This window comes from Streptomyces sp. NPDC001914 (genome assembly GCF_042891215.1).
Classification (GTDB): domain Bacteria; phylum Actinomycetota; class Actinomycetes; order Streptomycetales; family Streptomycetaceae; genus Streptomyces.
Map to the genome: position 1 here is coordinate 359,622 of NZ_JBIASW010000008.1, position 23,973 is coordinate 383,594.

General features: G+C 72.2%; 21 protein-coding genes. 15 read left to right on the forward strand and 6 right to left on the reverse strand.

The annotated features are described in order from the left end of the window. Window positions 1–70: 70 nt before the first annotated feature. Complete coding sequence (locus ACFYYF_RS24295) at window positions 71–1,399, reverse strand: DUF2252 domain-containing protein (protein WP_388779026.1); 1,329 nt, start codon at window positions 1,397–1,399, stop codon at window positions 71–73. A gap of 267 nt (window positions 1,400–1,666) precedes the next feature. On the opposite strand from ACFYYF_RS24295, the gene dnaE reads away from it, so the two are divergent. Further along, window positions 1,667–5,206 (forward strand): DNA polymerase III subunit alpha, encoded by a 3,540-nt coding sequence (gene dnaE / locus ACFYYF_RS24300; protein ID WP_361686221.1) that lies wholly within the window; start codon window positions 1,667–1,669, stop codon window positions 5,204–5,206. 107 nt (window positions 5,207–5,313) lie between these two features. Here dnaE and ACFYYF_RS24305 read toward each other — a convergent pair whose 3' ends face one another. Continuing rightward, entirely contained in the window at window positions 5,314–5,493 is a 180-nt protein-coding gene (locus ACFYYF_RS24305; RefSeq protein ID WP_103554547.1) for a hypothetical protein, read from the reverse strand. Window positions 5,494–5,717: 224 nt separating this feature from the next. Here ACFYYF_RS24305 and ACFYYF_RS24310 point away from each other — a divergent pair, with 224 nt between their 5' ends. The 4 genes from ACFYYF_RS24310 (at window position 5,718) to ACFYYF_RS24325 (ending at window position 9,722) form a co-directional block, all read left to right on the forward strand. Beyond that, window positions 5,718–6,935, forward strand: coding sequence for an NYN domain-containing protein (locus ACFYYF_RS24310; protein ID WP_365491045.1), 1,218 nt, complete (start codon window positions 5,718–5,720; stop codon window positions 6,933–6,935). Between the two features lie 148 nt (window positions 6,936–7,083). Further along, window positions 7,084–8,058: an ABC transporter ATP-binding protein gene (locus ACFYYF_RS24315; RefSeq protein ID WP_388779213.1), complete on the forward strand. Its 975-nt coding sequence runs from the start codon at window positions 7,084–7,086 to the stop codon at window positions 8,056–8,058. An 86-nt stretch (window positions 8,059–8,144) separates the two neighbouring features. Next, on the forward strand, window positions 8,145–8,966 hold the full coding sequence (locus ACFYYF_RS24320; RefSeq protein ID WP_388779215.1) for an ABC transporter permease: 822 nt from the start codon (window positions 8,145–8,147) through the stop codon (window positions 8,964–8,966). A gap of 48 nt (window positions 8,967–9,014) precedes the next feature. Further along, window positions 9,015–9,722: an AAA family ATPase gene (locus ACFYYF_RS24325; protein WP_388779031.1), complete on the forward strand. Its 708-nt coding sequence runs from the start codon at window positions 9,015–9,017 to the stop codon at window positions 9,720–9,722. A 248-nt stretch (window positions 9,723–9,970) separates the two neighbouring features. On the opposite strand, the gene ybaK is transcribed toward ACFYYF_RS24325, so the two are convergent. From ybaK to ACFYYF_RS24345, 4 genes are all read right to left on the reverse strand, one after another. Then, window positions 9,971–10,468 (reverse strand): Cys-tRNA(Pro) deacylase, encoded by a 498-nt coding sequence (gene ybaK, locus ACFYYF_RS24330; protein WP_361694068.1) that lies wholly within the window; start codon window positions 10,466–10,468, stop codon window positions 9,971–9,973. Window positions 10,469–10,485: 17 nt separating this feature from the next. Then, window positions 10,486–11,226 carry an LON peptidase substrate-binding domain-containing protein gene (locus ACFYYF_RS24335; RefSeq protein WP_361694070.1) on the reverse strand — a complete coding sequence of 247 codons (741 nt, stop codon included), beginning with the start codon at window positions 11,224–11,226 and terminating at the stop codon, window positions 10,486–10,488. A gap of 11 nt (window positions 11,227–11,237) precedes the next feature. Next, entirely contained in the window at window positions 11,238–12,290 is a 1,053-nt protein-coding gene (locus ACFYYF_RS24340) for a hypothetical protein (protein ID WP_388779035.1), read from the reverse strand. 205 nt (window positions 12,291–12,495) lie between these two features. After that, entirely contained in the window at window positions 12,496–14,076 is a 1,581-nt protein-coding gene (locus ACFYYF_RS24345) for an oxidoreductase (RefSeq protein WP_388779038.1), read from the reverse strand. Window positions 14,077–14,250: 174 nt separating this feature from the next. Between ACFYYF_RS24345 and hisD the strand changes: the two genes are divergently transcribed. From hisD to ACFYYF_RS24395, 10 genes are all read left to right on the forward strand, one after another. Further along, window positions 14,251–15,576 (forward strand): histidinol dehydrogenase, encoded by a 1,326-nt coding sequence (hisD, locus tag ACFYYF_RS24350; RefSeq protein WP_388779040.1) that lies wholly within the window; start codon window positions 14,251–14,253, stop codon window positions 15,574–15,576. After that, window positions 15,573–16,709: a histidinol-phosphate transaminase gene (locus tag ACFYYF_RS24355; protein ID WP_388779043.1), complete on the forward strand. Its 1,137-nt coding sequence runs from the start codon at window positions 15,573–15,575 to the stop codon at window positions 16,707–16,709. Before hisD ends, ACFYYF_RS24355 begins: the two co-directional genes overlap by 4 nt. After that, a complete protein-coding gene (gene hisB / locus ACFYYF_RS24360) occupies window positions 16,706–17,299 on the forward strand; it encodes an imidazoleglycerol-phosphate dehydratase HisB (protein WP_037623339.1) in 594 nt (197 codons plus the stop codon). The genes ACFYYF_RS24355 and hisB overlap by 4 nt, the downstream gene beginning before the upstream one ends. Beyond that, entirely contained in the window at window positions 17,296–17,460 is a 165-nt protein-coding gene (locus ACFYYF_RS24365; protein WP_037623340.1) for a hypothetical protein, read from the forward strand. The genes hisB and ACFYYF_RS24365 overlap by 4 nt, the downstream gene beginning before the upstream one ends. Beyond that, the gene (hisH, locus tag ACFYYF_RS24370) at window positions 17,451–18,098 is read left to right on the forward strand and encodes an imidazole glycerol phosphate synthase subunit HisH (RefSeq protein ID WP_388779046.1); all 648 of its coding nucleotides are present in this window, start codon (window positions 17,451–17,453) and stop codon (window positions 18,096–18,098) included. Before ACFYYF_RS24365 ends, hisH begins: the two co-directional genes overlap by 10 nt. Further along, the gene (gene priA / locus ACFYYF_RS24375; protein ID WP_388779048.1) at window positions 18,095–18,820 is read left to right on the forward strand and encodes a bifunctional 1-(5-phosphoribosyl)-5-((5-phosphoribosylamino)methylideneamino)imidazole-4-carboxamide isomerase/phosphoribosylanthranilate isomerase PriA; all 726 of its coding nucleotides are present in this window, start codon (window positions 18,095–18,097) and stop codon (window positions 18,818–18,820) included. The genes hisH and priA overlap by 4 nt, the downstream gene beginning before the upstream one ends. Continuing rightward, window positions 18,817–19,233, forward strand: a complete 417-nt coding sequence (locus tag ACFYYF_RS24380) for a RidA family protein (RefSeq protein ID WP_388779051.1) — start codon at window positions 18,817–18,819, stop codon at window positions 19,231–19,233. The genes priA and ACFYYF_RS24380 overlap by 4 nt, the downstream gene beginning before the upstream one ends. Beyond that, window positions 19,230–19,985, forward strand: a complete 756-nt coding sequence (gene hisF / locus ACFYYF_RS24385; RefSeq protein ID WP_388779053.1) for an imidazole glycerol phosphate synthase subunit HisF — start codon at window positions 19,230–19,232, stop codon at window positions 19,983–19,985. The genes ACFYYF_RS24380 and hisF overlap by 4 nt, the downstream gene beginning before the upstream one ends. A gap of 621 nt (window positions 19,986–20,606) precedes the next feature. Next, window positions 20,607–21,611, forward strand: a complete 1,005-nt coding sequence (locus ACFYYF_RS24390) for an alpha/beta hydrolase family protein (RefSeq protein WP_388779055.1) — start codon at window positions 20,607–20,609, stop codon at window positions 21,609–21,611. Between the two features lie 244 nt (window positions 21,612–21,855). Next, window positions 21,856–23,877 (forward strand): LuxR C-terminal-related transcriptional regulator, encoded by a 2,022-nt coding sequence (locus tag ACFYYF_RS24395; RefSeq protein ID WP_388779058.1) that lies wholly within the window; start codon window positions 21,856–21,858, stop codon window positions 23,875–23,877. Window positions 23,878–23,973 lie beyond the last annotated feature (96 nt).

The following is a 23,973-nucleotide window of genomic DNA, read 5'->3' on the forward strand; positions in this document are numbered from 1 at the left end:
TTCCTGTGCGTTACGGGAGCGTTGTGGGGCGGGCCGGCCGCGGGTGACGCCCCGTGGCCGGCCGTGTGCTCTAAAGGCCCGGGATCCGTCCGTTGCGGAACAGGTCCACGAAGATCTGGTGGTCGGTCCGCGCGCGGCCGCCGTAGCTGTGCGCGAAGTCCACCAGAAGGTCGCCGAAGCCGTCCTCGTCGGCCGCGATGGCCGCGTCGATGGCCCGCTCCGTGGAGAAGGGCACCAGCTCCGAGTGGCCGCTCTCGTCGTCCGCCGCGGCGTGCATCGTGGCGGTGGCGCGGCCGAGGTCCGCGACCACGGAGGCGATCTCCTCGGGGTCGTCGATGTCGCCCCAGTCCAGGTCCACCGCGTACGGCGAGACCTCGGCGACGAGCTGGCCCGCGCCGTCCAGCTCGGTCCAGCCCAGCCACGGGTCGGCGTGCGCCTGCAGGGCACGCTGCGAGATCACCGTGCGGTGGCCCTCGTGCCGGAAGTAGCCGCGGATGGCGGGGTCCGTGACGTGCCGGGAGACGGCCGGGGTCTGGGCCTGCTTGATGTAGATCACCACATCGTTCTCCAGGGCGTCGCTGTTGCCCTCCAGAAGGATGTTGTACGACGGCAGTCCGGCCGAGCCGATGCCGATGCCGCGGCGGCCCACGACGTCCTTCACGCGGTAGGAGTCCGGGCGGGTCAGCGAGGACTCCGGGAGCGTCTCCAGATAGCCGTCGAAGGCCGCGAGGACCTTGTACCGGGTGGCGGCGTCCAGCTCGATGGAGCCGCCGCCCGAGGCGAAGCGCCGCTCGAAGTCGCGGATCTCGGTCATCGAGTCCAGCAGCCCGAAGCGGGTCAGCGAGCGGGCGTCGCGCAGCGCGTCCAGGAGCGGGCCCTCGGCGGTGTCCAGCGTGAAGGGCGGCACCTCGTCGCTCTTGGCGCCGGTGGCCAGGGAGTGGATGCGCTCGCGGTAGGCGGCCGCGTACACCCGCACCAGCTCGGTGATCTGCTCGTCACTGAGCGCCTTCGCGTACCCCACGAGGGCCACGGAGGCGGCGAAGCGCTTGAGGTCCCAGGTGAAAGGGCCCACATAGGCCTCGTCGAAGTCGTTCACGTTGAAGATCAGACGGCCCTGGGCGTCCATGTACGTGCCGAAGTTCTCGGCGTGCAGGTCGCCGTGGATCCACACGCGCGAGGTGCGCTCGTCCAGGTACGGGCCGCCCCGGCGGTCCTGGTCGAGGTCGTGGTAGAAGAGCGCCGCGGTGCCGCGGTAGAACGCGAAGGCGGAAGCCGCCATCTTGCGGAACTTCACGCGGAACGCGGCCGGGTCGGCGGCCAGGAGCTCGCCGAAGGCGGTGTCGAAGACGGCGAGGATCTCCTCGCCGCGTTGCTCGGCGCTGAGCTGCGGGACCGACATCGCTGGGTGCCTCCTGGTGCAGGTGGTGCGTGACATGACGGGGCGGGCGCGCCGCCCCGGGACAAGGGGTTCCGTCCACTTCCAACGGACGAACATACGCCGGAGTGCCCGGGTTCCGGCGGCGAACGCACACCCCGGACGACGGGCCCCCGTACGACGGTACGGACGATGCTCCGCCGAGTGTCAGTCCCGCGTCATAGACTTCGACGCTGACCCCCCAGACTGTCCGCAGCCTGTAACCGATGGTTCTTCCTGGAGGCCGAAACCGTGTCGAAGCCGCCGTTCACGCACCTGCACGTCCACACCCAGTACTCGCTGCTGGACGGTGCCGCGCGGCTCAAGGACATGTTCGACGCCTGCAACGAGATGGGCATGACCCATATCGCGATGAGCGACCACGGCAACCTCCACGGGGCCTATGACTTCTTCCACACGGCGAAGAAGGCCGGCGTCACCCCGATCATCGGCATCGAGGCGTACGTCGCCCCGGAGTCCCGGCGCAACAAGCGCAAGATCCAGTGGGGCCAGCCGCACCAGAAGCGCGACGACGTGTCCGGTTCGGGCGGCTACACGCACAAGACGATCTGGGCGGCGAACCGGACGGGCCTGCACAACCTCTTCAAGCTCTCCTCGGACGCGTACGCCGAGGGCTGGCTCCAGAAGTGGCCCCGGATGGACAAGGAGACGATCTCCCAGTGGTCCGAGGGGCTCATCGCCTCCACCGGCTGCCCCTCGGGCGAGCTCCAGACCCGGCTGCGCCTCGGCCAGTTCGACGAGGCCCTGAAGTCGGCCGCCGAGTACCAGGACATCTTCGGCAAGGACCGCTACTTCCTGGAGCTGATGGACCACGGCATCGAGATCGAGCGCCGGGTCCGCGACGGACTCCTGGAGATCGGCAAGAAGCTCGGCATCCCGCCCCTGGTGACGAACGACTCGCACTACACGTACGCGCACGAGGCGACCGCGCACGACGCCCTGCTGTGCATCCAGACCGGCAAGAACCTCTCCGACCCGGACCGCTTCCGCTTCGACGGCACCGGCTACTACCTGAAGACGACGGACGAGATGTACGCCGTCGACTCCTCGGACGCCTGGCAGGAGGGCTGCGCCAACACCCTCCTGGTGGCCGAGCAGATCGACACGACCGGCATGTTCGAGGCGAAGAACCTCATGCCGAAGTTCGACATCCCGGACGGCTTCACCGAGGTCACCTGGTTCCAGGAGGAGGTGCGCCGCGGCATGGAGCGCCGCTTCCCCGGCGGCGTCCCCGAGGACCGCCAGAAGCAGGCCGAGTACGAGATGGACGTCATCATCCAGATGGGGTTCCCCGGGTACTTCCTCGTCGTCGCCGACTTCATCATGTGGGCCAAGAAGCAGGGCATCGCGGTGGGACCGGGCCGTGGTTCCGCGGCCGGCTCGATCGTCGCGTACGCCATGGGCATCACCGACCTCGACCCGATCCCGCACGGCCTGATCTTCGAGCGGTTCCTCAACCCCGAGCGCGTCTCCATGCCCGACGTCGACATCGACTTCGACGAGCGCAGGCGCGTCGAGGTGATCAGGTACGTGACCGAGAAGTACGGCGCCGACAAGGTCGCCATGATCGGCACGTACGGCAAGATCAAGGCGAAGAACGCCATCAAGGACTCCGCGCGCGTGCTGGGCTACCCGTACGCGATGGGCGACCGGCTCACCAAGGCGATGCCCGCCGACGTCCTCGGCAAGGGCATCGACCTGAACGGCATCACCGACCCCTCGCACCCCCGCTACGGCGAGGCCGGCGAGATCCGCGGGATGTACGAGAACGAGCCCGACGTGAAGAAGGTCATCGACACCGCCAAGGGCGTCGAGGGCCTGGTCCGGCAGATGGGCGTGCACGCCGCCGGCGTGATCATGTCCAGCGAGCCCATCGTCGACCACGCCCCGATCTGGGTGCGGCACACCGACGGCGTGACCATCACTCAGTGGGACTACCCCCAGTGCGAGTCGCTGGGCCTGCTCAAGATGGACTTCCTCGGCCTGCGCAACCTCACGATCATGGACGACGCCATCAAGATGGTGAAGGCCAACAAGGGCATCGACCTGGAGATGCTCGCCCTCCCGCTGGACGACCCCAAGACCTTCGAACTGCTCTGCCGCGGTGACACCCTCGGCGTCTTCCAGTTCGACGGCGGTCCGATGCGCTCGCTGCTCCGCCAGATGCAGCCCGACAACTTCGAGGACATCTCCGCCGTCTCGGCCCTGTACCGCCCGGGCCCGATGGGCATGAACTCGCACATCAACTACGCGGAGCGCAAGAACGGCCGCCAGGAGATCACGCCGATCCACAAGGAGCTGGAGAAGCCCCTCGAAGAGGTGCTGGCCGTCACCTACGGCCTGATCGTCTACCAGGAGCAGGTCCAGAAGGCCGCCCAGATCATCGCCGGGTACTCGCTCGGCGAGGCCGACATCCTGCGCCGCGTCATGGGCAAGAAGAAGCCTGACGAGCTGGCGAAGAACTTCGTCCTCTTCCAGGAGGGCGCCCGCAAGAACAACTACAGCGACGAGGCGATCCAGGCGCTGTGGGACGTGCTGGTCCCCTTCGCCGGCTACGCCTTCAACAAGGCGCACTCCGCCGCGTACGGACTCGTCTCGTACTGGACCGGTTACCTGAAGGCGAACTACCCGGCCGAGTACATGGCCGCGCTGCTCACCTCGGTCAAGGACGACAAGGACAAGTCGGCCGTCTACCTCAACGAGTGCCGGCGCATGGGCATCAAGGTGCTCCCGCCCAACGTGAACGAGTCCGAGCAGAACTTCGCCGCCCAGGGCGACGACGTGATCCTCTTCGGCCTCTCGGCCGTCCGCAACGTCGGCACGAACGTCGTCGAGTCGATCATCCGCAGCCGCAAGGCCAAGGGGAAGTACGCCTCCTTCCCGGACTACCTCGACAAGGTCGAGGCGGTCGCCTGCAACAAGCGCACCACGGAATCACTGATCAAGGCGGGCGCGTTCGACACGATGGGGCACACCCGCAAGGGCCTCACCGCGCAGTTCGAACCGATGATCGACAACGTGGTGGCGGTCAAGCGCAAGGAGGCCGAGGGGCAGTTCGACCTCTTCGGCGGCATGGGGGACGAGGACACCAGCGAGCCCGGCTTCGGACTCGACGTGGAGTTCACCACCGACGAGTGGGACAAGGCCTACCTGCTCGCCCAGGAGCGGGAGATGCTCGGCCTGTACGTCTCCGACCACCCGCTCTTCGGCCTGGAGCACGTCCTGTCCGACAAGGCCGACGCGGGCATCTCCCAGCTCACCGGCGGCGAGCACGCCGACGGCGCGGTCGTCACCATCGGCGGCATCATCTCGGGCCTCCAGCGCAAGATGACCAAGCAGGGCAACGCCTGGGCGATCGCCACCGTGGAGGACCTCGCGGGCACCATCGAGTGCATGTTCTTCCCCGCGACCTACCAGCTCGTGTCGACCCAACTGGTCGAGGACGCGGTCGTCTTCGTCAAGGGGCGCCTCGACAAGCGCGAGGACGTGCCGCGGCTGGTCGCCATGGAACTCCAGGTCCCGGACCTGTCGAACGCGGGCACCAACGCGCCCGTGATCCTCACCATCCCGGCGCTGAAGGTGACTCCGCCGATGGTCAGCCGTCTCGGCGAGATCCTCAGCCACCACAAGGGTGAGAGCGAGGTCCGCATCCGGCTCCAGGGCCCGAGCAGGACCACCGTGCTGCGGCTGGACCGGCACCGGGTGAAGCCGGACCCGGCGCTCTTCGGCGACCTGAAGGTGCTGCTCGGCCCGGCCTGCCTGGCCGGCTGACCACCGGGCGCCGAAGGCGGCGACAACACACACGTGTCGAGGGGCGCATCCGGTACCGGATGCGCCCCTCGACACGTGTGTGGGCCTCGACGGCCCGCGCGGCGGCCTCAGTTGTGGCCGAAACGCCTCTGATGCTTACGGGCAACATCAGCGGGGCTGCCCTGGGCCTGCGACATCGGCGACTGCTGTGCCTGCGCCGACGACCGCTGGGCCTGCTCCTGCGCACGCTCGGCCTGCGAGGAGCGGTCCTGATGGCCGCCCTGCTTGCGATTCTTGTTCTTGGCCATGGTGATCTGCCTCCTGAGGGGGATCTAGGGGCCAGGGCCGCGACCAGATTCACATAGGCTGACAAGCAGCGCATTTCGTAGAATTACCGTGCGTAATAAGACCTGTCGGCAGGTGTTCTTCCGATCCGCCACGCCGAAGATCGAGTTCCGGCCGTTAACCTCCGCACGGTCGGGCAGACTCCAAGGAAGCCCGAAGCAAACCTCCCGGAAAGAGGGTGGATCGCGTGGACCGCTGCATCGTCCTGGTGGACGCCGGGTATCTGCTCGGGGCCGCCGCCAGTCTCCTCGCCGGGGAGCCGTCCCGATCCCGGATCACCGTCGACCACACCGCCCTCATCCAGGGCCTGCGCGAGCGCGCCGAGTCCGACACCGAACGGCCCCTGCTGCGCATCTACTGGTTCGACGGCGCCCCCGACCGCGTACCGCAGCCCGAACACCGCAGGCTGCGCGTGATGCCCCGGGTCACGGTGCGCCTGGGCGCGCTGACCCGCAGCGACGGACGGTGGGCCCAGAAGGGCGTGGACGCCGCCATGCACGCCGAGCTGACCGAGCTCGCGCGCAACCGCGCCTGCTCCGACATCGTCCTCGTGACGGGCGACGGTGATCTGCTCCCGGGCATGATGGCCGCCAAGGAGCACGGGGTGGCCGTACACCTGTGGGCCGTGCAGGCCGCGGACGGCGACTACAACCAGTCCGAGGACCTGGTGGCCGAGGCCGACGAGCGGCGGGTGCTCGACCGGGCCTGGATCATCAAGGCGGTCCGCGCCAAGGAGACCGGCGGGGTCTGCGCCCCGCCGCCCGCACCGCGCCCCGAGATCGCCGCCATCCTCTCCGCACCGCTGCCCGAGTCCGCGCTCGCGGCCGCCGCCGAGCGCTCCGCCCAGGAGACCGAGCACCACCAGGCGGCCGAATCGCCGAACGGCACGCAGGAACGGATTCCCTCCGCCAAGGGAGTCCCCACCCCGAAGGACCTGGCCGCGCTCCGCGGACCGGGCACCCAGCCCGCCCAGCACCCCGCCAACGCCACACTGCGCTGGTCCTCGGACAAGGGCTGGGTCGACCGGCCCGGCGGCACCACGGAGTCCCCCGAGGCCGCCGCGCTGCCCACCCTCGCCCAGCTCACCTCCGCCGAGCAGCGGTGGGCGGACCGCGAGGAGGACATCACCACGGTCGGCGGCGACCCGTACGAGGTGGGCCAGGTCTTCGCGCGCCGCTGGATGGGTCGCCTCACCGACCCGGGCCACCTGCAGAAGCTGTCGACGATGTACCCGCGGGTCCCCCATCGGGTGGACGGCGAACTGCTGCGTTACGCAGCCCGCTTCGGCCTGCTCGCGCACAAGGACGACCAGATCGACGAGCACGACCGCTACGCGATCCGCGCCGGATTCTGGCGGGAGATCGACGTACGCACCGCGACGGAGCACGCGCCCGCGGGGGAGTGATCCCCGGCCGCGGACAAGGGCCGCGGGGGCCCGCGCCCGGGCCCCGCCAAGGCCCCGATCGCATCGCGGGGCGCCGGACCACGTACTCTCGTCCTTCGTGAGTACGCGCACGGCACAGACGGCCCCGACGGGACAAAAGGGCGATGTCGTGTGCGCCGTGCGAGGTCTGACCAAGACCTATCCGGCCGTCCGCGCCCGCCGCGGCACACCCGCGACACCCGAGGTCAGAGCCACCGACGGAGTACGTCTGGACATCCGCCGGGGCGAGATCTTCGGGCTGCTCGGGCCGAACGGCGCCGGAAAGTCCACCCTCGTCCGCCAGCTCACCGGGCTGATGCGCCCCGACGGCGGCAGCATCGAGATCCTCGGACACGACATCGTGCGCCACCCCGAGCGGGCGGCCCGCCTCCTCGCCTACCTCGGGCAGGAGTCCACCGCCCTGGACGAGCTGACCGTGTCGCTCGCCGCCGAGACGACCGGGCGGCTGCGCGGCCTCGACCTCCGCGCGGCACGCGCCGAGCGCGACGCGGTCCTCGACGAACTGGGTCTGACCGCGCTCGCCTCCCGCCCGCTGAAGAAACTCTCCGGCGGACAGCGCCGGCTCGCCTGCTTCGCCGCGGCCCTCGTCGGGCGGCGCCCGCTGCTCGTCCTCGACGAGCCCACCACCGGCATGGACCCCGTCGCCCGGCGCGCCGTGTGGGCCGCCGTCGACCGGCGCCGCGCCGAACAGGGTGCCACGGTCCTGCTCGTCACCCACAACGTCATCGAGGCCGAGACGGTCCTCGACCGGGTCGCCGTCCTCGACGAGGGACGGGTCATCGCCTGCGACACGCCGGCCGGGCTCAAGGAACAGGTCGCGGGCGAGGTGCGGGTCGAACTCGTCTGGCGCGAGGCCGCCCCGCTGCACGTCCCCGAGGTCGCCGCGCTGCGGGCCCGCGCCGTCGAGTCGGGCCGCCGCTGGACGCTGCGGCTCGCGCCCGAGGAGGCCCGCGCGGCCGTCGCCACGGTCACCGGCGGAGCCGCCTTCGCCGCGCTCGACGACTTCACCCTGGCCACGCCGAGCCTGGAGGACGTGTACCTGGCGCTCGGCGGCCACGCGACGCAGGGACTGGTGAAGGCGTGAGTGTCCAGGGCGTGGAATCCGTACGGGAGGGGGGCGTCGTACGTGAGCGGAACAGGACGGCTGCCGACGAAGGGGAGCAGTTCGACGTGAGTGCCGTACCCGTTGGAGTTCTGCCGGGCAGCGCGCTGCCCCTGGCCGAGGACGCCGGCGCGGCCGCGGAGCTGGGGCCGCGGGCGCGGCTGTGGCCCTCGCTGGCCGCCGTGTACCGGGCGCAGCTCTCCCGGGCCCGTGTCGCCCGGATCCCGCTGCTGTTCGTGGCCACCTTCCAGTCCCTCGGCATCATGATCATGATGCGCGGGGTGGTGGACGGAGGCGCCGAGGCGAGAGCCGTGGTCGCCGGCTCCACGGTCCTGGTCGTCGCCTTCGTCGCCCTCAACCTGCTCGCGCAGTACTTCGGGCAGCTGCGGGCGAGCGGCGGGCTCGACCACTACGCGACGCTGCCGGTCCCGCCGGCGGCCGTGGTGCTCGGGGCCGCGGCCGCGTACGCGTCCTTCACCGTGCCCGGCACCCTCGTCACGGCCGTGTCCGGCTGCCTGCTCTTCGGGCTGCCGGTGGCCCATCTGTGGGTGCTGGCCGCCGTCGTCCCGCTCGCGGGCGCCGCGCTCGCCGGGCTCGGCGCCGCGTTCGGGCTGCTCGCGCCGCGGCCCGAGCTGGCCACCCTGCTCGGCCAGATGGGCATGTCCGCGGCCCTGCTGCTGGGCGTTCTCCCGGCGGACCGGATGCCGGCCCCGGTGCAGTACCTCCGAGACCTGCTGCCCTCCACCTACGGTGTCGAGGCCTTCGCCCGCACCTTCGGGGCGCGTCCCGACTGGGCGGCCGTCCTCGCCGATCTCGCCGTCTGCGGGGCGGTCGGCGTGGTCTCGCTGGCCCTCGCGGCCTGGGCCTACCGCCGGGCCGCCGTGCGGTGACGCGGCTCCGGTGACGCGGCGCACAGCGGGGCCTGGCACGATGGCAGGGTGACCGCTCCGCTGACTCCCCCTCCGCCGCCGCACGAACCGTCCCCCGAGGACCGGCGGCAACCGTACGCTGCCTGGCAGACCCAGCCCGCCCCCGGCTCCGCGGGTCACCCCGTGTACCCGGGCGCGTACGGGGTCTCCTACGGACAGGACGGCCCCGGCATGAAGACCGAAGTGCTGGAGGCCGCCGTGATCACGGTCGTGGTCGCCGTCGCCGGGGCTCTGCTCGGGGTGCTCTGGGCCTGGCTGGCACCCCACGTGCCGCTGGTCGCGGACGCCACCGCGGTGTACCTGAAGGACACCGAGGGGGAGCAGGCGATCGGTGTCGACGGAACCTTCACGCTGCTCGCGCTCGGCTTCGGAGCGCTGAGCGCCCTGGTCGTGTTCCTCGTGCGACGGCGTGGCGGCGTGCCGCTGGTGATCGCGCTCGCCCTGGGGGGCCTGCTCGGCTCGCTGCTCGCCTGGCGGGTCGGCATCTGGCTCGGACCCACGCAGAACGTCGTCGCGCACGCCAAGGCCGTCGGCAAGGGCGTCACGTTCCCCGCGCCGCTGAAGCTCGGGGCCAAGGGCGCGCTGCTGGCGTGGTCCCTGAGCGCCCTGGTGGTCCACCTCGGCCTCATGGCCCTGTTCGGTCCCCGCGACCCCGACCCGTACCAGCAGAAGCCCTACCCGGCCGCACCGCCGCAGCAGGGGCCTCCGGCCGCCTAGGGCCGGGCGCAGAGCACAGAGCCTCGGAGCGTCAGGGCCGGCGCGGACGCCGTGAGAGCGGCCGCCGCGCCGGCCCTTCCGCGTACGGCGTGGGTCAGGCGGGACGGCGGCCGTGGTTGGAGCGGCCCTTCTTGATGCGCCACTTGCGTTTGCGCGTTCTCTTCGACATGCCCTTCGTGCTTAACCGAGGAAGACGCATCCGTCGAGGGGCCGCGCGGGCCGTGCCGCCCCCGGACGTCGAAGGCCGGTCACATCCGTCCGACGGCCGCGGACACCGCCTCCGTGAGCCGTCCGAGGTCGGCGGGGGAGAGCTCGACCTCCAGGCCGCGGCGGCCCGCCGAGACGCAGATCGTGGCGTGCCCGGAGGCAGAGGAGTCCAGGACGGTACGGAGCTTCTTGCGCTGCCCGAGGGGCGAGATGCCGCCGCGGACGTACCCCGTCGTGCGCTCGGCCGCCGCCGGGTCGGCCATGACCGCCCGCTTGCCGCCCACCGCCGTGGCGAGGGCCTTCAGGTCGAGCGACCCCGCCACCGGGACGACCGCGACCACGAGCGCGCCGTCCACGTCCGCCACCAGGGTCTTGAAGACCCGCTCCGGCGACACGCCCATCGCCTCGGCCGCCTCCTCGCCGTAGGACGGGTGGGAGGGATCGTGCTCGTAGGCGTGGACGGTGAACGGGACACCCGCCTCCGTCAGCGCCACCGTGGCGGGGGTGCCGCCGGACTGCTTCTTCGCCTTCTTGGCCATCGGTCGTCTCGCAAGCGTCAGTTCAGGCTCGTCGGGCCGCGCGTCAGGTCCGACGCGGGCAACGACGGCAGATTACGGATGATGGCCGTCTCCGCGCGCAGCACCTTCAGCTCCTCGCGCAGCCGGGCCGCGGTGTCCGGGGCCTGGAGCAGCCGCTGGCGGGCCGGGACGTCCAGCATCACGGCGGCGGCGACGAGATAGGAGACGACCGCCGGCTCGTCCGGCAGGTCCGCGCCGGTCGACAGCGAGCGCTCGCGCGCTCCGGCCAGCCGCTTCTGGTACTGCCGGAAGGCCCGCAGGACACCCTCGGCGAGCGCGCCTGCCTCGTCGCCCGGGTCCTCCGGAAGCTCCTCCAGCTCGGCCGTCAGGAACGCCCCGGAGGCGTCCACCGACAGCAGCCGGACCCGTGTCGTGCCGGTCGCCAGCACCTCGAAGCTGCCGTCGGCGCGCTCCCGGACGGTCGCGGCGTCGGCGATGCAGCCCACCTCGTGGAAGGCCGCGAGCGGATCGTCACCGAACCCGGCGGCGGGCCCGCGCTCGGGCACGGCGGTCGCGTCGGGCATGCCGGGCGCGCTGGGCGAGACCTCATGGCCGTCGCGGATGGCGACGACGGCGAAGCGGCGGGGTTCGTCCTCGGGCGTCTTGAGCAGCTCGCGCATCATGGCGCGATAGCGCTCCTCGAACACGTTCAGAGGAAGCACGAGCCCGGGGAAGAGCACCGAGTTCAGGGGGAAGAGCGGGAGCCGGACTGTGGTCACGACGGGAAAGCCTAATGGTCGACGGAGCGGAGGAGTCCGCCGTACCCGATCCGCGGGAGCCGGCCGGGGCCGCCGTTCCGCAGCGGAAGGCCCGAGGCGACCTCCAGACGGACTCCGGCGCGCAGTTCCAGGTACTGGCCGAGCGGGTCGTCGGAGACCTTGGCCCAGGGGAACGAGGTCACGTACGGCCCGATGAGGCGCAGCTGCTCCAGGGCGTCCTGCCAGCGCTCCAGCCGGACCAGGACGTACGCCAGCAGGTTGCGCACCTCGGCGGGCCAGGGGTCGGCGGCGGCGTAGGCGGCGGACACCGAGATCGCGAGGTCGGCGGCGGCGTCCAGGCGCTCGCGCGGCACCTCGGGACCGCCGCCCTCGGTCAGATAGGCGAAGGCCGCGCGCACCGGCAGCGCCTGGACCAGGGAGCCCGGCAGGGCGTCCTGGGCGGCGGGCTCGGCGAAGTCGAAGCACTCGCTGTGCGAGCCGTACCAGGCGGCGGAGAGGTACTGGAGGGCGGCCACGTGGCAGCCGTAGTGGTGCGGGGAGCGCCGGACGGCCTCCGCCCACAGCTGCTCGAACTCGGTGTGCCGGACGTTGGTGCCGCGGGCGTGGTCGAGTGCGATCCGCCACGGCACCGGGTCGCGCGGATCGCCTTCGGCGGCGGACATGATCAGCGGGCCGACCTCGCGCAGCAGTTCCACCCGTGCGGGGGACTCCCAGCCGCGGCGGACGGCCAGTTCGGCCCGGACGAGGAGGGCGTCCGGGTCGTGCGGGCCGTCGGCCTGCCACCGCCGGAGCCATTCGTCGCGGGAGCGTGCGAAGGCGGCCAGGCGTACGGCGTACCGGTCGCGGTCCTCCCACTCGGCGGACTCGCGGGTGGCGGCCAGCAGCCCGGCCGCGGGGGCGTAGTCGCCCTGGGCCGCGGCGACCAGGGCCGGGCCCAGCCGGTGGTCGGGGGCGTCGAGCAGCACCTCCTCGTCGGCCGGCAGTCCGGCGGCGAGGCGTGAGGTGTGCCGTGCCATCCGGGCGGTACGGAGGATCGCGCTCAGCAGTGCCATGGTGTCGACCATTGAAAACCGCAGGTCGGGGCTGTGCCAGAGGCGATCGGTGACGCTTTCGTAAAGCCGATTGGTTGTAGGACACAGGGTCAAGGACGAGTAAAAGCGTGTCGCCTCGTCAGATGTGAGCCGCCTGTGCGGTGTCTGCGCGACGCCTGTGCGGTGACTGCGTGGTGAGCGTGGAGGGGGCGCAGGGTGCCGGGGGTGCGGGGTGGTGTCAGCCGCGGCGGAGGAGGCGGGTGGCGCCGGCGGCCACCGTCGTCGCCAGGACCCAGCCGAGGAGGACCACCACGGCGGCCAGCCACTGCCAGCCGCCCCGCAGTTGCCAGAAGCCCGCCTGGCCCAGGTCGATGACCGGCAGCAGCAGATCGAGGGCGTAGAGCGAGGCGCTCCACGCCGGGTGCCCGTCGGTGTTGACCGGCCGGTGATCGGCGTGCGCGAAGGCGATCGACGTCGCCGCCCACAGCACCGCCATCCACAGCGCGGCCCGGCCCGGCCGGTATCCGTAGGCGACCGTCCAGTCCTGCGCGTAGCCCCAGAGCTTGGCGGCCGGCGGCAGGGTCTCGCGGCGGCGGCGCTGCTTGGCGAGCAGCACCTCGCGGGCGTCCTCGTCCTCACCGGAGTCGCGCAGCACGGCGGCGAGGCGCTCGTAGGGTTCCGGGGCGTACTCGGCGGTGGCCGCCGCCACCCACTCCAGGCGCCGGGTCAGCGGGAAGGCGCCCTGCGGGACCAGGTTCTCGTACGTGAAGCCGCCCATGTGCAGGCTGCCGGGGCCCGGCCAGCTGGACGCCCGGTCCACCAGGTTGACGATCCGCGCTCCGGACAGCACGACCTTGCCGCGTTCGGGCCGCTCGCCGAGGAAACGCAGCTCGGGCGTCTGGACCCGCAGCAGCGACAGCTCCTGGTCGTCGTCGAAGCTGAAACGGGCCCGGTCGAAGTCGACCGCGTCACCGAAGCGGCCGTCGTCCAGACGGATCCCGCCCTGGCACTCGAACCGCTGCACCAGGGTGCCGCGCGCCGGGGTGGTGCCACTGGTCGCCAGCGGATTGCCGAGGCCCGCGGGGGTCATGTAGAGCGTGCGGTTGACGGTGAGCTGGGGGGCGTTGAGGGCGAGCCGGGTGTACGGATTGCTGAGTCTGCTGCCGCGCAGGCTCAGCGACACGCCGACGGTCGCGCCGCGCAGACTGAGTTCGCCGTGCGACTCCAGCATCTCGGCCTGGAGGTCCTGTCCGACGGTCATGCCGTCGCCGGTGATCGAATGCCCGCGCCGGTCCCGGTAGACGACCGCCTGGTTGAGCAGCAGATCCGTGCCGATGTGCGCGTCGGTCAGCCGCACCCCGTTGTGGAAGTGGCAGCGCGGCAGATGCAGATCGCCCTCGGTGTGCAGCCGGGCCGCCTCCAGCCGGGGCACCGCGCAGTCCACCAGCCGCAGCGTGGTGAACCGGGACTCCGGCAGCAGCACCTCCTTCTCGAAGCGGCACCCCTTCATCTCCACGTACGGCACCACCGCGCCGCCCGCGAGATCGAGCACGCCGGTGATCCGGACGCCCGACAGCTTCAGGGAGGCCACCCGGCCCTGGAGGGCAGGCGGCCCGTCGAGCAGCAGCCAGGCCACGATCCGCGCCCGGACGCTGCGCTCGGGCCCCCAGGGATGGCCGCCGTGCGGGTCGTCGACGGCCGTGTCCCCGCTGCGCAGGTCGTACACGCTGCCGTTGCGGAAGGCCTGCCACATCCCCGCCTCGGCGGCGGTCAGCTCGTCCGGAAGGTCCCCGGCGCGCAGGCCGTCACCCTCGGTCACGGCACGTCACTTCCTCCCCTGCTGCCCGCGGGTCCGTACGGTGCTGCAATGCCCGCTCAGTGACGGCGCGAACGCTCCTGGTGAAGGGGATCTTCCGCGGGAGGCGAAGCCGGCTTGTATCAGCCATTGATACGGGCGTCCGGCGCCCTGCCGCGGTCTGAGAGAATTGAGTCCGTGATCTCCCGAATCGATCTGCGCGGCGACGCCCTCCCCGAGGGCCCCGCCCTGCGCGACCTGCTGCCCCGAGCCGACTTCGACGTCTCGGCCGCCCTGGAGAAGGTGCGGCCGATCTGCGAGGCCGTGCATCATCGGGGCGACGCGGCACTGATCGACTACGCGGAGAAGTTCGACGGAGTACGGCTCAAGTCCGTACGCGTTCCGGCCCAGGCCCTCGCCGACGCCCTGGAACAGCTCGACCCGGACGTGCGCGCGGCCCTGGAGGAGTCGATCCGCCGCACCCGCCTCGTCCACCGCGAGCAGCGCCGTACGACCCACACCACCCAGGTCGTGCCCGGCGGCTCGGTCACCGAGAAGTGGGTGCCGGTCGACCGGGTCGGGCTGTACGCGCCCGGCGGCCGCTCGGTGTACCCGTCGTCCGTGATCATGAACGTGGTCCCGGCCCAGGAGGCCGGGGTCGGCTCGATCGCGCTCGCCTCCCCGGCCCAGTCCGAGTTCGGCGGCCTGCCGCACCCGACGATCCTCGCCGCCTGCGCGCTGCTCGGCGTCGACGAGGTGTACGCGGCCGGCGGCGCCACGGCCGTCGCGATGTTCGCGTACGGCACCGAGTCCTGCCCCTCGGCCGACATGGTCACCGGTCCCGGCAACATCTGGGTCGCCGCGGCCAAGCGCTACTTCACCGGCAGGATCGGCATCGACGCCGAGGCCGGCCCGACCGAGATCGCGGTCCTCGCGGACGACACCGCCGACCCGGCGCACGTCGCCGCCGACCTGATCAGCCAGGCCGAGCACGACCCGCTCGCCGCCGCCGTCCTCGTCACCGACTCGGTCGCCCTCGCGGACGCCGTCGAGAAGGAGCTGGCACCGCAGGTCGCGGCCACCAAGCACATCGACGACCGGATCGTCCCGGCCCTGAGCGGCCGGCAGTCCGCGATCGTCCTCGTCGACGGCGTCGACGAGGGCCTGAGGGTCGTCGACGCGTACGGCGCCGAGCACCTGGAGATCCAGACCGCGGACGCGGCCGCCGTCGCCGACCGGGTCAGGAACGCCGGAGCGATCTTCGTCGGCCCCTGGGCCCCGGTCTCGCTCGGCGACTACGCGGCGGGCTCCAACCACGTCCTGCCCACCGGCGGCTGCGCCTGTCACTCCTCGGGCCTGTCCGTCCAGTCCTTCCTGCGCGGCATCCACATCGTCGACTACACGAAGGACGCGCTCGCCGACGTCGCCCATCACGTGGTGACGCTGGCGGAGGCGGAAGACCTGCCCGCGCACGGCGCGGCGATCAAGGCAAGGTTCGGTTGGAAGGTACCCGAGGGCAAGTGACCGGCATCGACGATCTCCCCGTACGGGACGAGCTGCGCGGCAAGACCCCCTACGGCGCACCCCAGCTCGACGTCCCCGTACGCCTGAACACGAACGAGAACCCGTACCCGCTGCCCGAGCCGCTCGTCGAGCGGATCGCCGAGCGGGTCCGCGAGGCCGCCCGCGGACTCAACCGCTACCCCGACCGGGACGCGGTGGAGCTGCGCACCCAGCTGGCCGCCTATCTGACGAAGACCGGCAAGCACCCGGTCGGCCTGGAGAACGTCTGGGCCGCCAACGGCTCCAACGAGGTCATCCAGCAACTGCTCCAGACCTTCGGCGGCCCCGGCCGCAGCGCGATCGGTTTCGAGCCGTCGTACTCGATGCACGCGCTCATCGCGCGCGGCACGGGCACGGCCTGGATCTCCGGTCCCCGGAGCGAGGACTTCACCATCGACCTCGCCGCCGCCGAGCGGGCCATCGCCGAGAACCGGCCGGACGTCGTCTTCGTCACCACCCCCAACAACCCCACGGGCAACGCGGTCCCGCCCGAGACGGTCCTCGCGCTCTACGAGGCCGCGCAGGCGGCGAAGCCGTCCATGGTCGTCGTCGACGAGGCCTACATCGAGTTCAGCCACGGCGACTCGCTGCTGCCCCTGCTCGAAGGACGGCCGAATCTCGTCGTCTCCCGGACGATGTCGAAGGCCTTCGGCGCGGCCGGACTGCGCCTCGGCTACCTCGCCGCCCACCCGGCGGTCGTGGACGCCGTCCAGCTCGTCCGGCTCCCGTACCACCTGTCGGCCGTCACCCAGGCGACCGCGCTGGCGGCCCTGGAGCACACCGACACCCTCCTCGGGTACGTGGAGCAGCTCAAGGCCGAACGGGACCGGCTGGTCACCGAACTGCGCGCGATGGGCTGCGAGGTGACCGAGTCGGACGCGAACTTCGTGCAGTTCGGCCGGTTCGCCGACACCCACGCGGCCTGGCGGCGCATCCTCGACCAGGGCGTCCTGGTCCGGGACAACGGCGTACCGGGGTGGCTGCGGGTCTCCGCCGGAACCCCCAAGGAAAACGACGCGTTCCTCGACGCGGTACGTGAACTACTGGGCTCTGTGGGGGAGAACCCCACACCCCCGAAGGAGCAGAGCGCATGAACCGCGTAGGACGCGTGGAGCGGGTGACGAAGGAGACGTCGGTCCTCGTCGAGATCGATCTCGACGGCTCCGGCAAGGTCGACGTGGCCACCGGCGTCGGCTTCTACGACCACATGCTCGACCAGCTCGGCCGGCACGGTCTGTTCGACCTCACCGTGAAGACCGAGGGCGACCTGCACATCGACTCGCACCACACGATCGAGGACACCGCCCTCGCCCTGGGCGCCGCCTTCAAGCAGGCCCTCGGCGACAAGGTCGGGATCTACCGCTTCGGCAACTGCACCGTCCCCCTGGACGAGTCGCTCGCCCAGGTGACCGTCGACCTGTCCGGCCGCCCGTACCTCGTGCACACCGAGCCCGAGAACATGGCGCCGATGATCGGCGAGTACGACACGACGATGACCCGGCACATCCTGGAGTCCTTCGTCGCCCAGGCCCAGATCGCCCTGCACGTGCACGTCCCCTACGGACGCAACGCGCACCACATCGTGGAGTGCCAGTTCAAGGCGCTGGCCCGGGCCCTGCGTTACGCCTCCGAGCGCGACCCCCGCGCTGCCGGCATCCTCCCCTCCACTAAGGGCGCACTGTGACAGGCCTTTCCAGCATCCTCATCGTCGTCGGTCTGTTCCTCGCCGGAGGGATCTATTCCTTCGTCAAGCAGGACATGCCGAAGAGCCTCGTCGTGCTGCTCTCCATCGGTGCCGCGATGTGCCTCGTCGCGGGCGTCATGCGGCTGGAGGTGTGGAGTTGAGCGAGTCCAGGAAGGTCGTCGTCTTCGACTACGGCTTCGGGAACGTACGCTCCGCCGAGCGCGCCCTCGCCCGCGCGGGCGCCGAGGTCGAGATCACCCGCGACTTCGACGCCGCGATGAACGCGGACGGACTGCTGGTGCCGGGCGTCGGCGCCTTCGCCGCCTGCATGCAGGGCCTCAAGGAGGCGCGCGGCGACTGGATCATCGGCCGCCGGCTGTCCGGCGGGCGCCCCGTCATGGGCATCTGCGTCGGCATGCAGATCCTCTTCACCCGCGGCATCGAGCACGGGGTGGAGACCGAGGGCCTGGACGAGTGGCCGGGCACGGTCGGGCCCCTGGAGGCCGACGTCGTGCCCCACATGGGCTGGAACACCGTCGACGCCCCGGAGGGCTCGGAGGCCTTCGCCGGCCTCGACGCCGACGCGCGCTTCTACTTCGTCCACTCCTACGCCGTCCACGACTGGTCGCTCGAAGTCGGCAACCCGCTGCTGCGCGCTCCCCTGGTCAGCTGGTCCACGCACGGCAAGCCCTTCGTGGCCGCCGTCGAGAACGGCGCCCTGTGGGCCACCCAGTTCCACCCCGAGAAGTCCGGCGACGCCGGAGCCCAGCTCCTCTCCAACTGGATCGGAACACTGTGAGCAAGCTCGAACTCCTCCCCGCCGTCGACGTCCGCGACGCGCAGGCCGTCCGTCTCGTGCACGGCGAGTCCGGGACCGAGACCTCCTACGGCTCCCCTCTGGAGGCCGCCCTCGCCTGGCAGAGCTCCGGCGCCGAGTGGCTGCACCTCGTCGACCTGGACGCCGCGTTCGGCACCGGCGACAACCGCGCGCTGATCGCCGAGGTCACCAAGGCGATGGACATCAAGGTCGAGCTGTCCGGCGGCATCCGCGACGACGACACCCTCGCCGCCGCGCTCGCCACCGGCTGCACCCGCGTCAACCTGGGCACCGCCGCGCTGGAGACCCCCGACTGGGTGGCCAAGGTCATCGCCGAGCACGGCGACAAGATCGCCGTCGGCCTCGACGTCCGCGGCACGACCCTGCGCGGCCGCGGCTGGACCCGCGACGGCGGCGACCTCTACGAGACGCTGACCCGCCTCGACTCCGAGGGCTGCGCCCGCTACGTGGTCACGGACATCGCCAAGGACGGCACGCTCCAGGGCCCGAACCTGGAGCTCCTGCGCAACGTGTGCGCGGCGACCGACCGCCCGGTGGTCGCCTCCGGCGGGGTGTCGTCGCTGGACGACCTGCGGGCCATCGCCGAACTCGTGCCGCTCGGCGTCGAGGGCTCCATCGTCGGCAAGGCCCTGTACGCCAAGGCGTTCACCCTCGAAGAGGCCCTGGCGGCGGTAGCCCGGTGAGCGCCGTACGCCGCCTTTCGACCGGCTCGCCGGCGGAGGACGCCTTCGGGTACTCCCGCGCGGTGGAGCTGCCGAACGGCCTGGTGCTGGTGTCCGGCTGCAGCTCGATCATCGACGGCGACGTCGTCGAGGACGATCCCTACGAGCAGACGGTCACCGCCTTCGGTGTCGCGTTCGCGGCCTTGGAGCGACTCGGCCTGGGCCGCGAGGACGTCGTCCGCACCCACATGCACATCACCCATGCCCGGGACGTCGAGGAGGTCGGCCGCGCCCACAAGACGCTGTTCGACGGCATCCGCCCCGCCGCCTCCATGATCATCGTCGAGGGTCTGGTGGACCCCCGGCTGGTGGTCGAGGTCGAGGTGGAGGCGTTCCGGACGCAGAACACGGAGCAGGGAGAAACGCGGTCATGACCCTGGCGGTCCGAGTGATTCCCTGCCTGGACGTGGACAACGGCCGGGTCGTCAAGGGCGTCAACTTCCAGAACCTGCGGGACGCGGGCGATCCCGTCGAGATGGCCAAGGTGTACGACGCCGAGGGCGCCGATGAGCTCACGTTCCTGGACATCACCGCGTCCTCGGGCAACCGTGAGACCACGTACGACGTGGTGCGCCGCACGGCCGAGCAGGTCTTCATCCCGCTGACGGTCGGCGGCGGTGTCCGCACCGCCGAGGACGTCGACAAGCTGCTGCGGGCCGGCGCCGACAAGGTCGGAGTCAACACGGCCGCCATCGCCCGCCCCGAGCTCATCCGCGAGATCGCGGAGCGGTTCGGGCGGCAGGTGCTCGTGCTGTCGGTGGACGCGCGCAGGACCGAGAGCGGTTCCTTCGAGGTGACCACCCACGGCGGCCGCCAGGGCACCGGCATCGACGCCGTCGAGTGGGCGCACCGGGCCGCAGAGCTGGGCGCGGGCGAGATCCTGCTCAACTCGATGGACGCCGACGGCACGAAGGACGGCTACGACATCGAGATGATCGAGGCGGTACGCAAGCACGTCACCGTTCCGCTGATCGCCAGCGGCGGCGCGGGCCGGCTCGGCCACTTCCCGCCGGCCATCGGGGCGGGCGCCGACGCGGTGCTTGCCGCGTCAGTCTTCCACTTCGGCGACCTGCGGATCGGCGAGGTCAAGGAGACCCTGCGCGAGGCGGGGCATCCCGTCCGCTGACGTCTCTGGCCGGGGGCCTTCAACAGGGGTCCTCCGGTCGGCTCCGGCTCGCGCCGGTCGCACGGCCCGTCGGCGGGCCGCTGCCCGACGCGGCCACCGGCACGTACGGCTCCTCACGCCACGGCCCGCATCCGCAGCCTCGCTGCCGGGTGCGGGCCGTGGCCGTTTCCGGGCCCGGCGGGGCCGTGTTCGGTTAGGTGGCGCGGTGGCGCGGTGTTGTGGTCATGCGGCGGGGCGGGCACGGTCGTGGTCCGTGCGCCGGTGCCGTCCTGCTGCGGGAGGGGCGGGGTCTCGTTCCGCCGGGCGGACGCGGTCCTGCTCCGCCGGGCGGGCTCGCACATGGTCCCGGAGGCATGTGGGCGGGAAAGGGGCGTTCGCCGTCGTGTACGGAGCCCGGTTCCGGAGCGGAGCCCGGGGCGGGGTGTGGGTCGGTGTGCGCAGGGCCGGTGATTCTGCCGATGTGCGGGGGCCTTTCCGGGGCGGACAGTTGGCGCCGCACCCACGAAGACGGATCCCCGCCGTGACGTGGCGCGCGCCTTCCGGTACCCCATGCCAGGGCGGCGCCCGGACGCGGCGCGGGTCCGTCCCCCTCAGCTCGTTCACCGAGAGGACGCACCCGCCGTGCAGCAGCCGAACCGCGCACTCCCCGTCGAACCGGTCGTACCCGTCGCACCCGAACCGTCCCCCCGCCGACCGCACCGGCCGGCCGGCCGTCTGGTGCGGGCCTCGCTCGCGGTGCTCCTGGCCGCGGGCGGCCTGGTCGCCGCGCAGGCCACCGGGGCGCAGGCCACCGGGGCGCAGGCCGTCGTCGGAGCACAGGCCGTCCCGGCGCAGGCCGCCGCGAACCCGTACGAGCGCGGCCCCGCCCCCACGAACGCCAGTATCGAAGCCTCCCGTGGTTCGTACGCCGTCTCCACCACCACCGTCTCCGCCCTGTCCGTGAGCGGCTTCGGCGGCGGCACCGTCTACTACCCGACCTCGACCGCCGACGGCACCTTCGGCGCGGTCGTGATCTCACCCGGGTACACCGCCTACCAGTCGTCCATCTCCTGGCTCGGGCCCCGGCTCGCCTCCCAGGGCTTCGTGGTGTTCACCATCGACACCCTCACCACCCTCGACCAGCCCGACAGCCGAGGCCGCCAACTGCTGGCCGCGCTCGACTACCTGACCCAGAGCAGTTCCGTGCGGACCAGGATCGACGGCAGCCGGCTCGGTGTCATGGGCCATTCGATGGGCGGCGGCGGCACGCTGGAGGCCGCGAAGAGCCGTCCCTCGCTCCAGGCGGCGATCCCGCTCACCGGCTGGAACCTGGACACCACCTGGCCGGAGATCAAGACGCCGACGCTGATCGTTGGAGCGGACGGTGACACGATCGCACCGGTCGCCACGCACTCCCGGCCCTTCTACGCGAGTCTGCCGAGCACTCTCGACAAGGCGTACCTGGAGCTCAGGGGTGCCACCCACTTCACGCCCAACAGCTCGAACACGACGATCGCGAAGTACAGCATCTCGTGGCTCAAGCGATTCATCGACAATGACACCCGCTACGAGCAGTTCCTCTGCCCGCTGCCGCAGCCCTCGCTGACGATCGCCGACTACCGGGGCAACTGCCCGCACACCTCCTGACCCGCACCGCACGGTCCGGTCCGTGCGGGGGTGACGGCCGCCGATCCCGGTGGCCGTCACCCCGTGTGCGCGTGCGTCGGGCCCGGGCACGCGGCCGTTGTGCGGGTGCACAAGCCTTGCCCGCCGGGCGTGGGTCCGTGCCCAGCCATGACCTTGTCCGCGCAGGTCAGAGGGGTTTCCGTGCCCGCCCGGGCAAGTGAACGCGGGGCTTCCGCCGTTTTTTACGCGGAAGTAACGTGACGGGGTGACCGGAAACGAGACTGCGCGAATTCCCCTCGGGGCGCCGGCCCGGACCCCGTTACCGACACCCGGGACGCCCCACTCGTCCCGCGTACGTCCCACACCCGCCGGCCCCGGGACGCCCGGCCCGATCGAAGCGACGCGCTCGGCGGAGCCGCCTGGCCTGGCGGAGGCGCCCGGCCCGGCGGAGGCGCCCGGCCCGGCGGAGGCGCCCGGCCCGGCGGAGGCGCCCGGCTCGGCCAAGGCGAGCGATCCGGCGGGGGTCGTCGACCCGGCGGAGGCACTCGGCCCTGCCGGGACGCCCGCACAAGCGGCGCCCGATCCGGCCAAGGCGACCGATCCGGCCAAGGCGACCGATCCGGCGGAGGTCGTCGACCCGGCCGAGGTACCCGGCCCGGCGGAGGCGCCCGAGCGGGTCGAGCCGCCCGACTCGGCGGAGCGGTCCGACCCTGCGGCGGCGCCGGACACGGCCGAACAGCTCCGCCTGGTCGACGCCGCCGATCAGGCCCGGCTGGCCGGACTGCCGCACCGCGCGCGTGAGTTGCTGGCCCGCGCCGGGTGCGAGGGGCTGACCGGCGCCGTGCGCGGCGCGGCCCTCCTGGTGAGCGGGCTGCTCGCACTCCAGGACGGCCCGGTCGCCGATGCCCGCGAAGTGCTGCTGCTGGCGGCGGAGTTGCTGGCCCCCGCCGACGCGTCCCGTGCCCTGGCCGCCCGGCTCGCCGCCGTCGAGGCGTCCTGGGCGACGGGAGACGCGGCGGCCTGCGTGGAGGCCCTGGAGCTTGGCCCGACGCAGCCGGGATCCGACCCCCTGCTCGCGGCCTACCGGACGGGGATGTCCGCGGTGATGAACGGCCGCCCGGACACCGGACGGCCGCCCCTGCGGGAGGTGATGGCCGCAGCGGGGCCGGCGGCCGGCGTCCACGAGGGCCCGGAGACCCTGCTGCGGGCCGGCGGCGCCGCCCTCGTCGTCGGTGACCTCGCCGCCGCCGCTCGCGCCAACTCCCGTGCCCTCGCCGTCGCCAGGGCGCGAGGCCCGTACATCCTGGTCGCCCAGGCGCTGGAACGGCTGGCCTACGGAGAGCTGCGGGCCGGCCGCCACGCCCGTGCCCGCGCCCACGCCGAGGACGGCCTGCGCACGGCACTCGACGCCGGTCAGGACAACCTCGCGGCCCACCACCACGCGATCCTCGCGCTGGTGGCGTCCGTGGAGGGTTCCCCCGAGACCGTCGCGGACCACGCCGAAGCCGCCGAACGGGTCGCCGCGGCCCACGGTCTCGCGCAGGCGGCCACGCTGTCCCAGTGGGCGCGGGCCCGCGCCGACCTGGCCCGCGGCCGGCTCCCGGAGGCCGCGGCCCGGCTCGGCCCCCTGGTCGGCGCCGGCCCGCGCCGCGGCCACTTCGCCGTACGGATGCTCGCCGTGCCCTGCTTCGTCGAGGCGGCGGCCCGCACGGGGCAGACGGAGGCCGCCCGGTCGGCGGTGGCCGCGTTCGCCCGCTGGTCCGAGCAGGGCTCGGATCCCCAGGCGCCGGCCCAACTGGCCCGCTGCCGGGCGCTGCTGAGCGGTCCCGAGGAACGCGAGGAGCTGTTCGCCGCCGCCCTGGCCCGGCACGACGCGGTGGCCGGGGACTTCGAGCGCGGCCGCACCCAGCTCCTCTACGGGGCCTGGCTGCGCAGGCGGCGCAGGCCCGGTGAGGCGCGCGGCCGGCTGCGGGACGCGCTGGTGTCCTTCGAGCGGGGCGGGGCGCTCGGCTGGGCCGCGCAGGCGCGGGCGGAACTGCGGGCGACGGGGGACGCGGGGCCGGGCGGACCGGCCGGTCCCCTCACGCTTCTGACACCCCAGCAGCTGCGGATCGCCCGCTGTGTGGCGGAGGGGGCCACCAACCGCGAAGTCGCGCTGCGCCTGTCCGTGAGCACCCGCACGGTGGACCACCACCTGCGCAATGTCTTCGCCGCCCTGGGGGTCCGCTCCCGCGTCGAACTGTCCCGTCTGGTGGACCGGGCCGAGAAGACCGCCGCACACCCCTAGGTACCGACCGGGCGGTATGTCATCCTGCGGGATCAGGAGGTCCGGGTCACCCGTGTGCCGTGCGTCGGCCGACCGGGCAGCCCGACCGAGCCGACT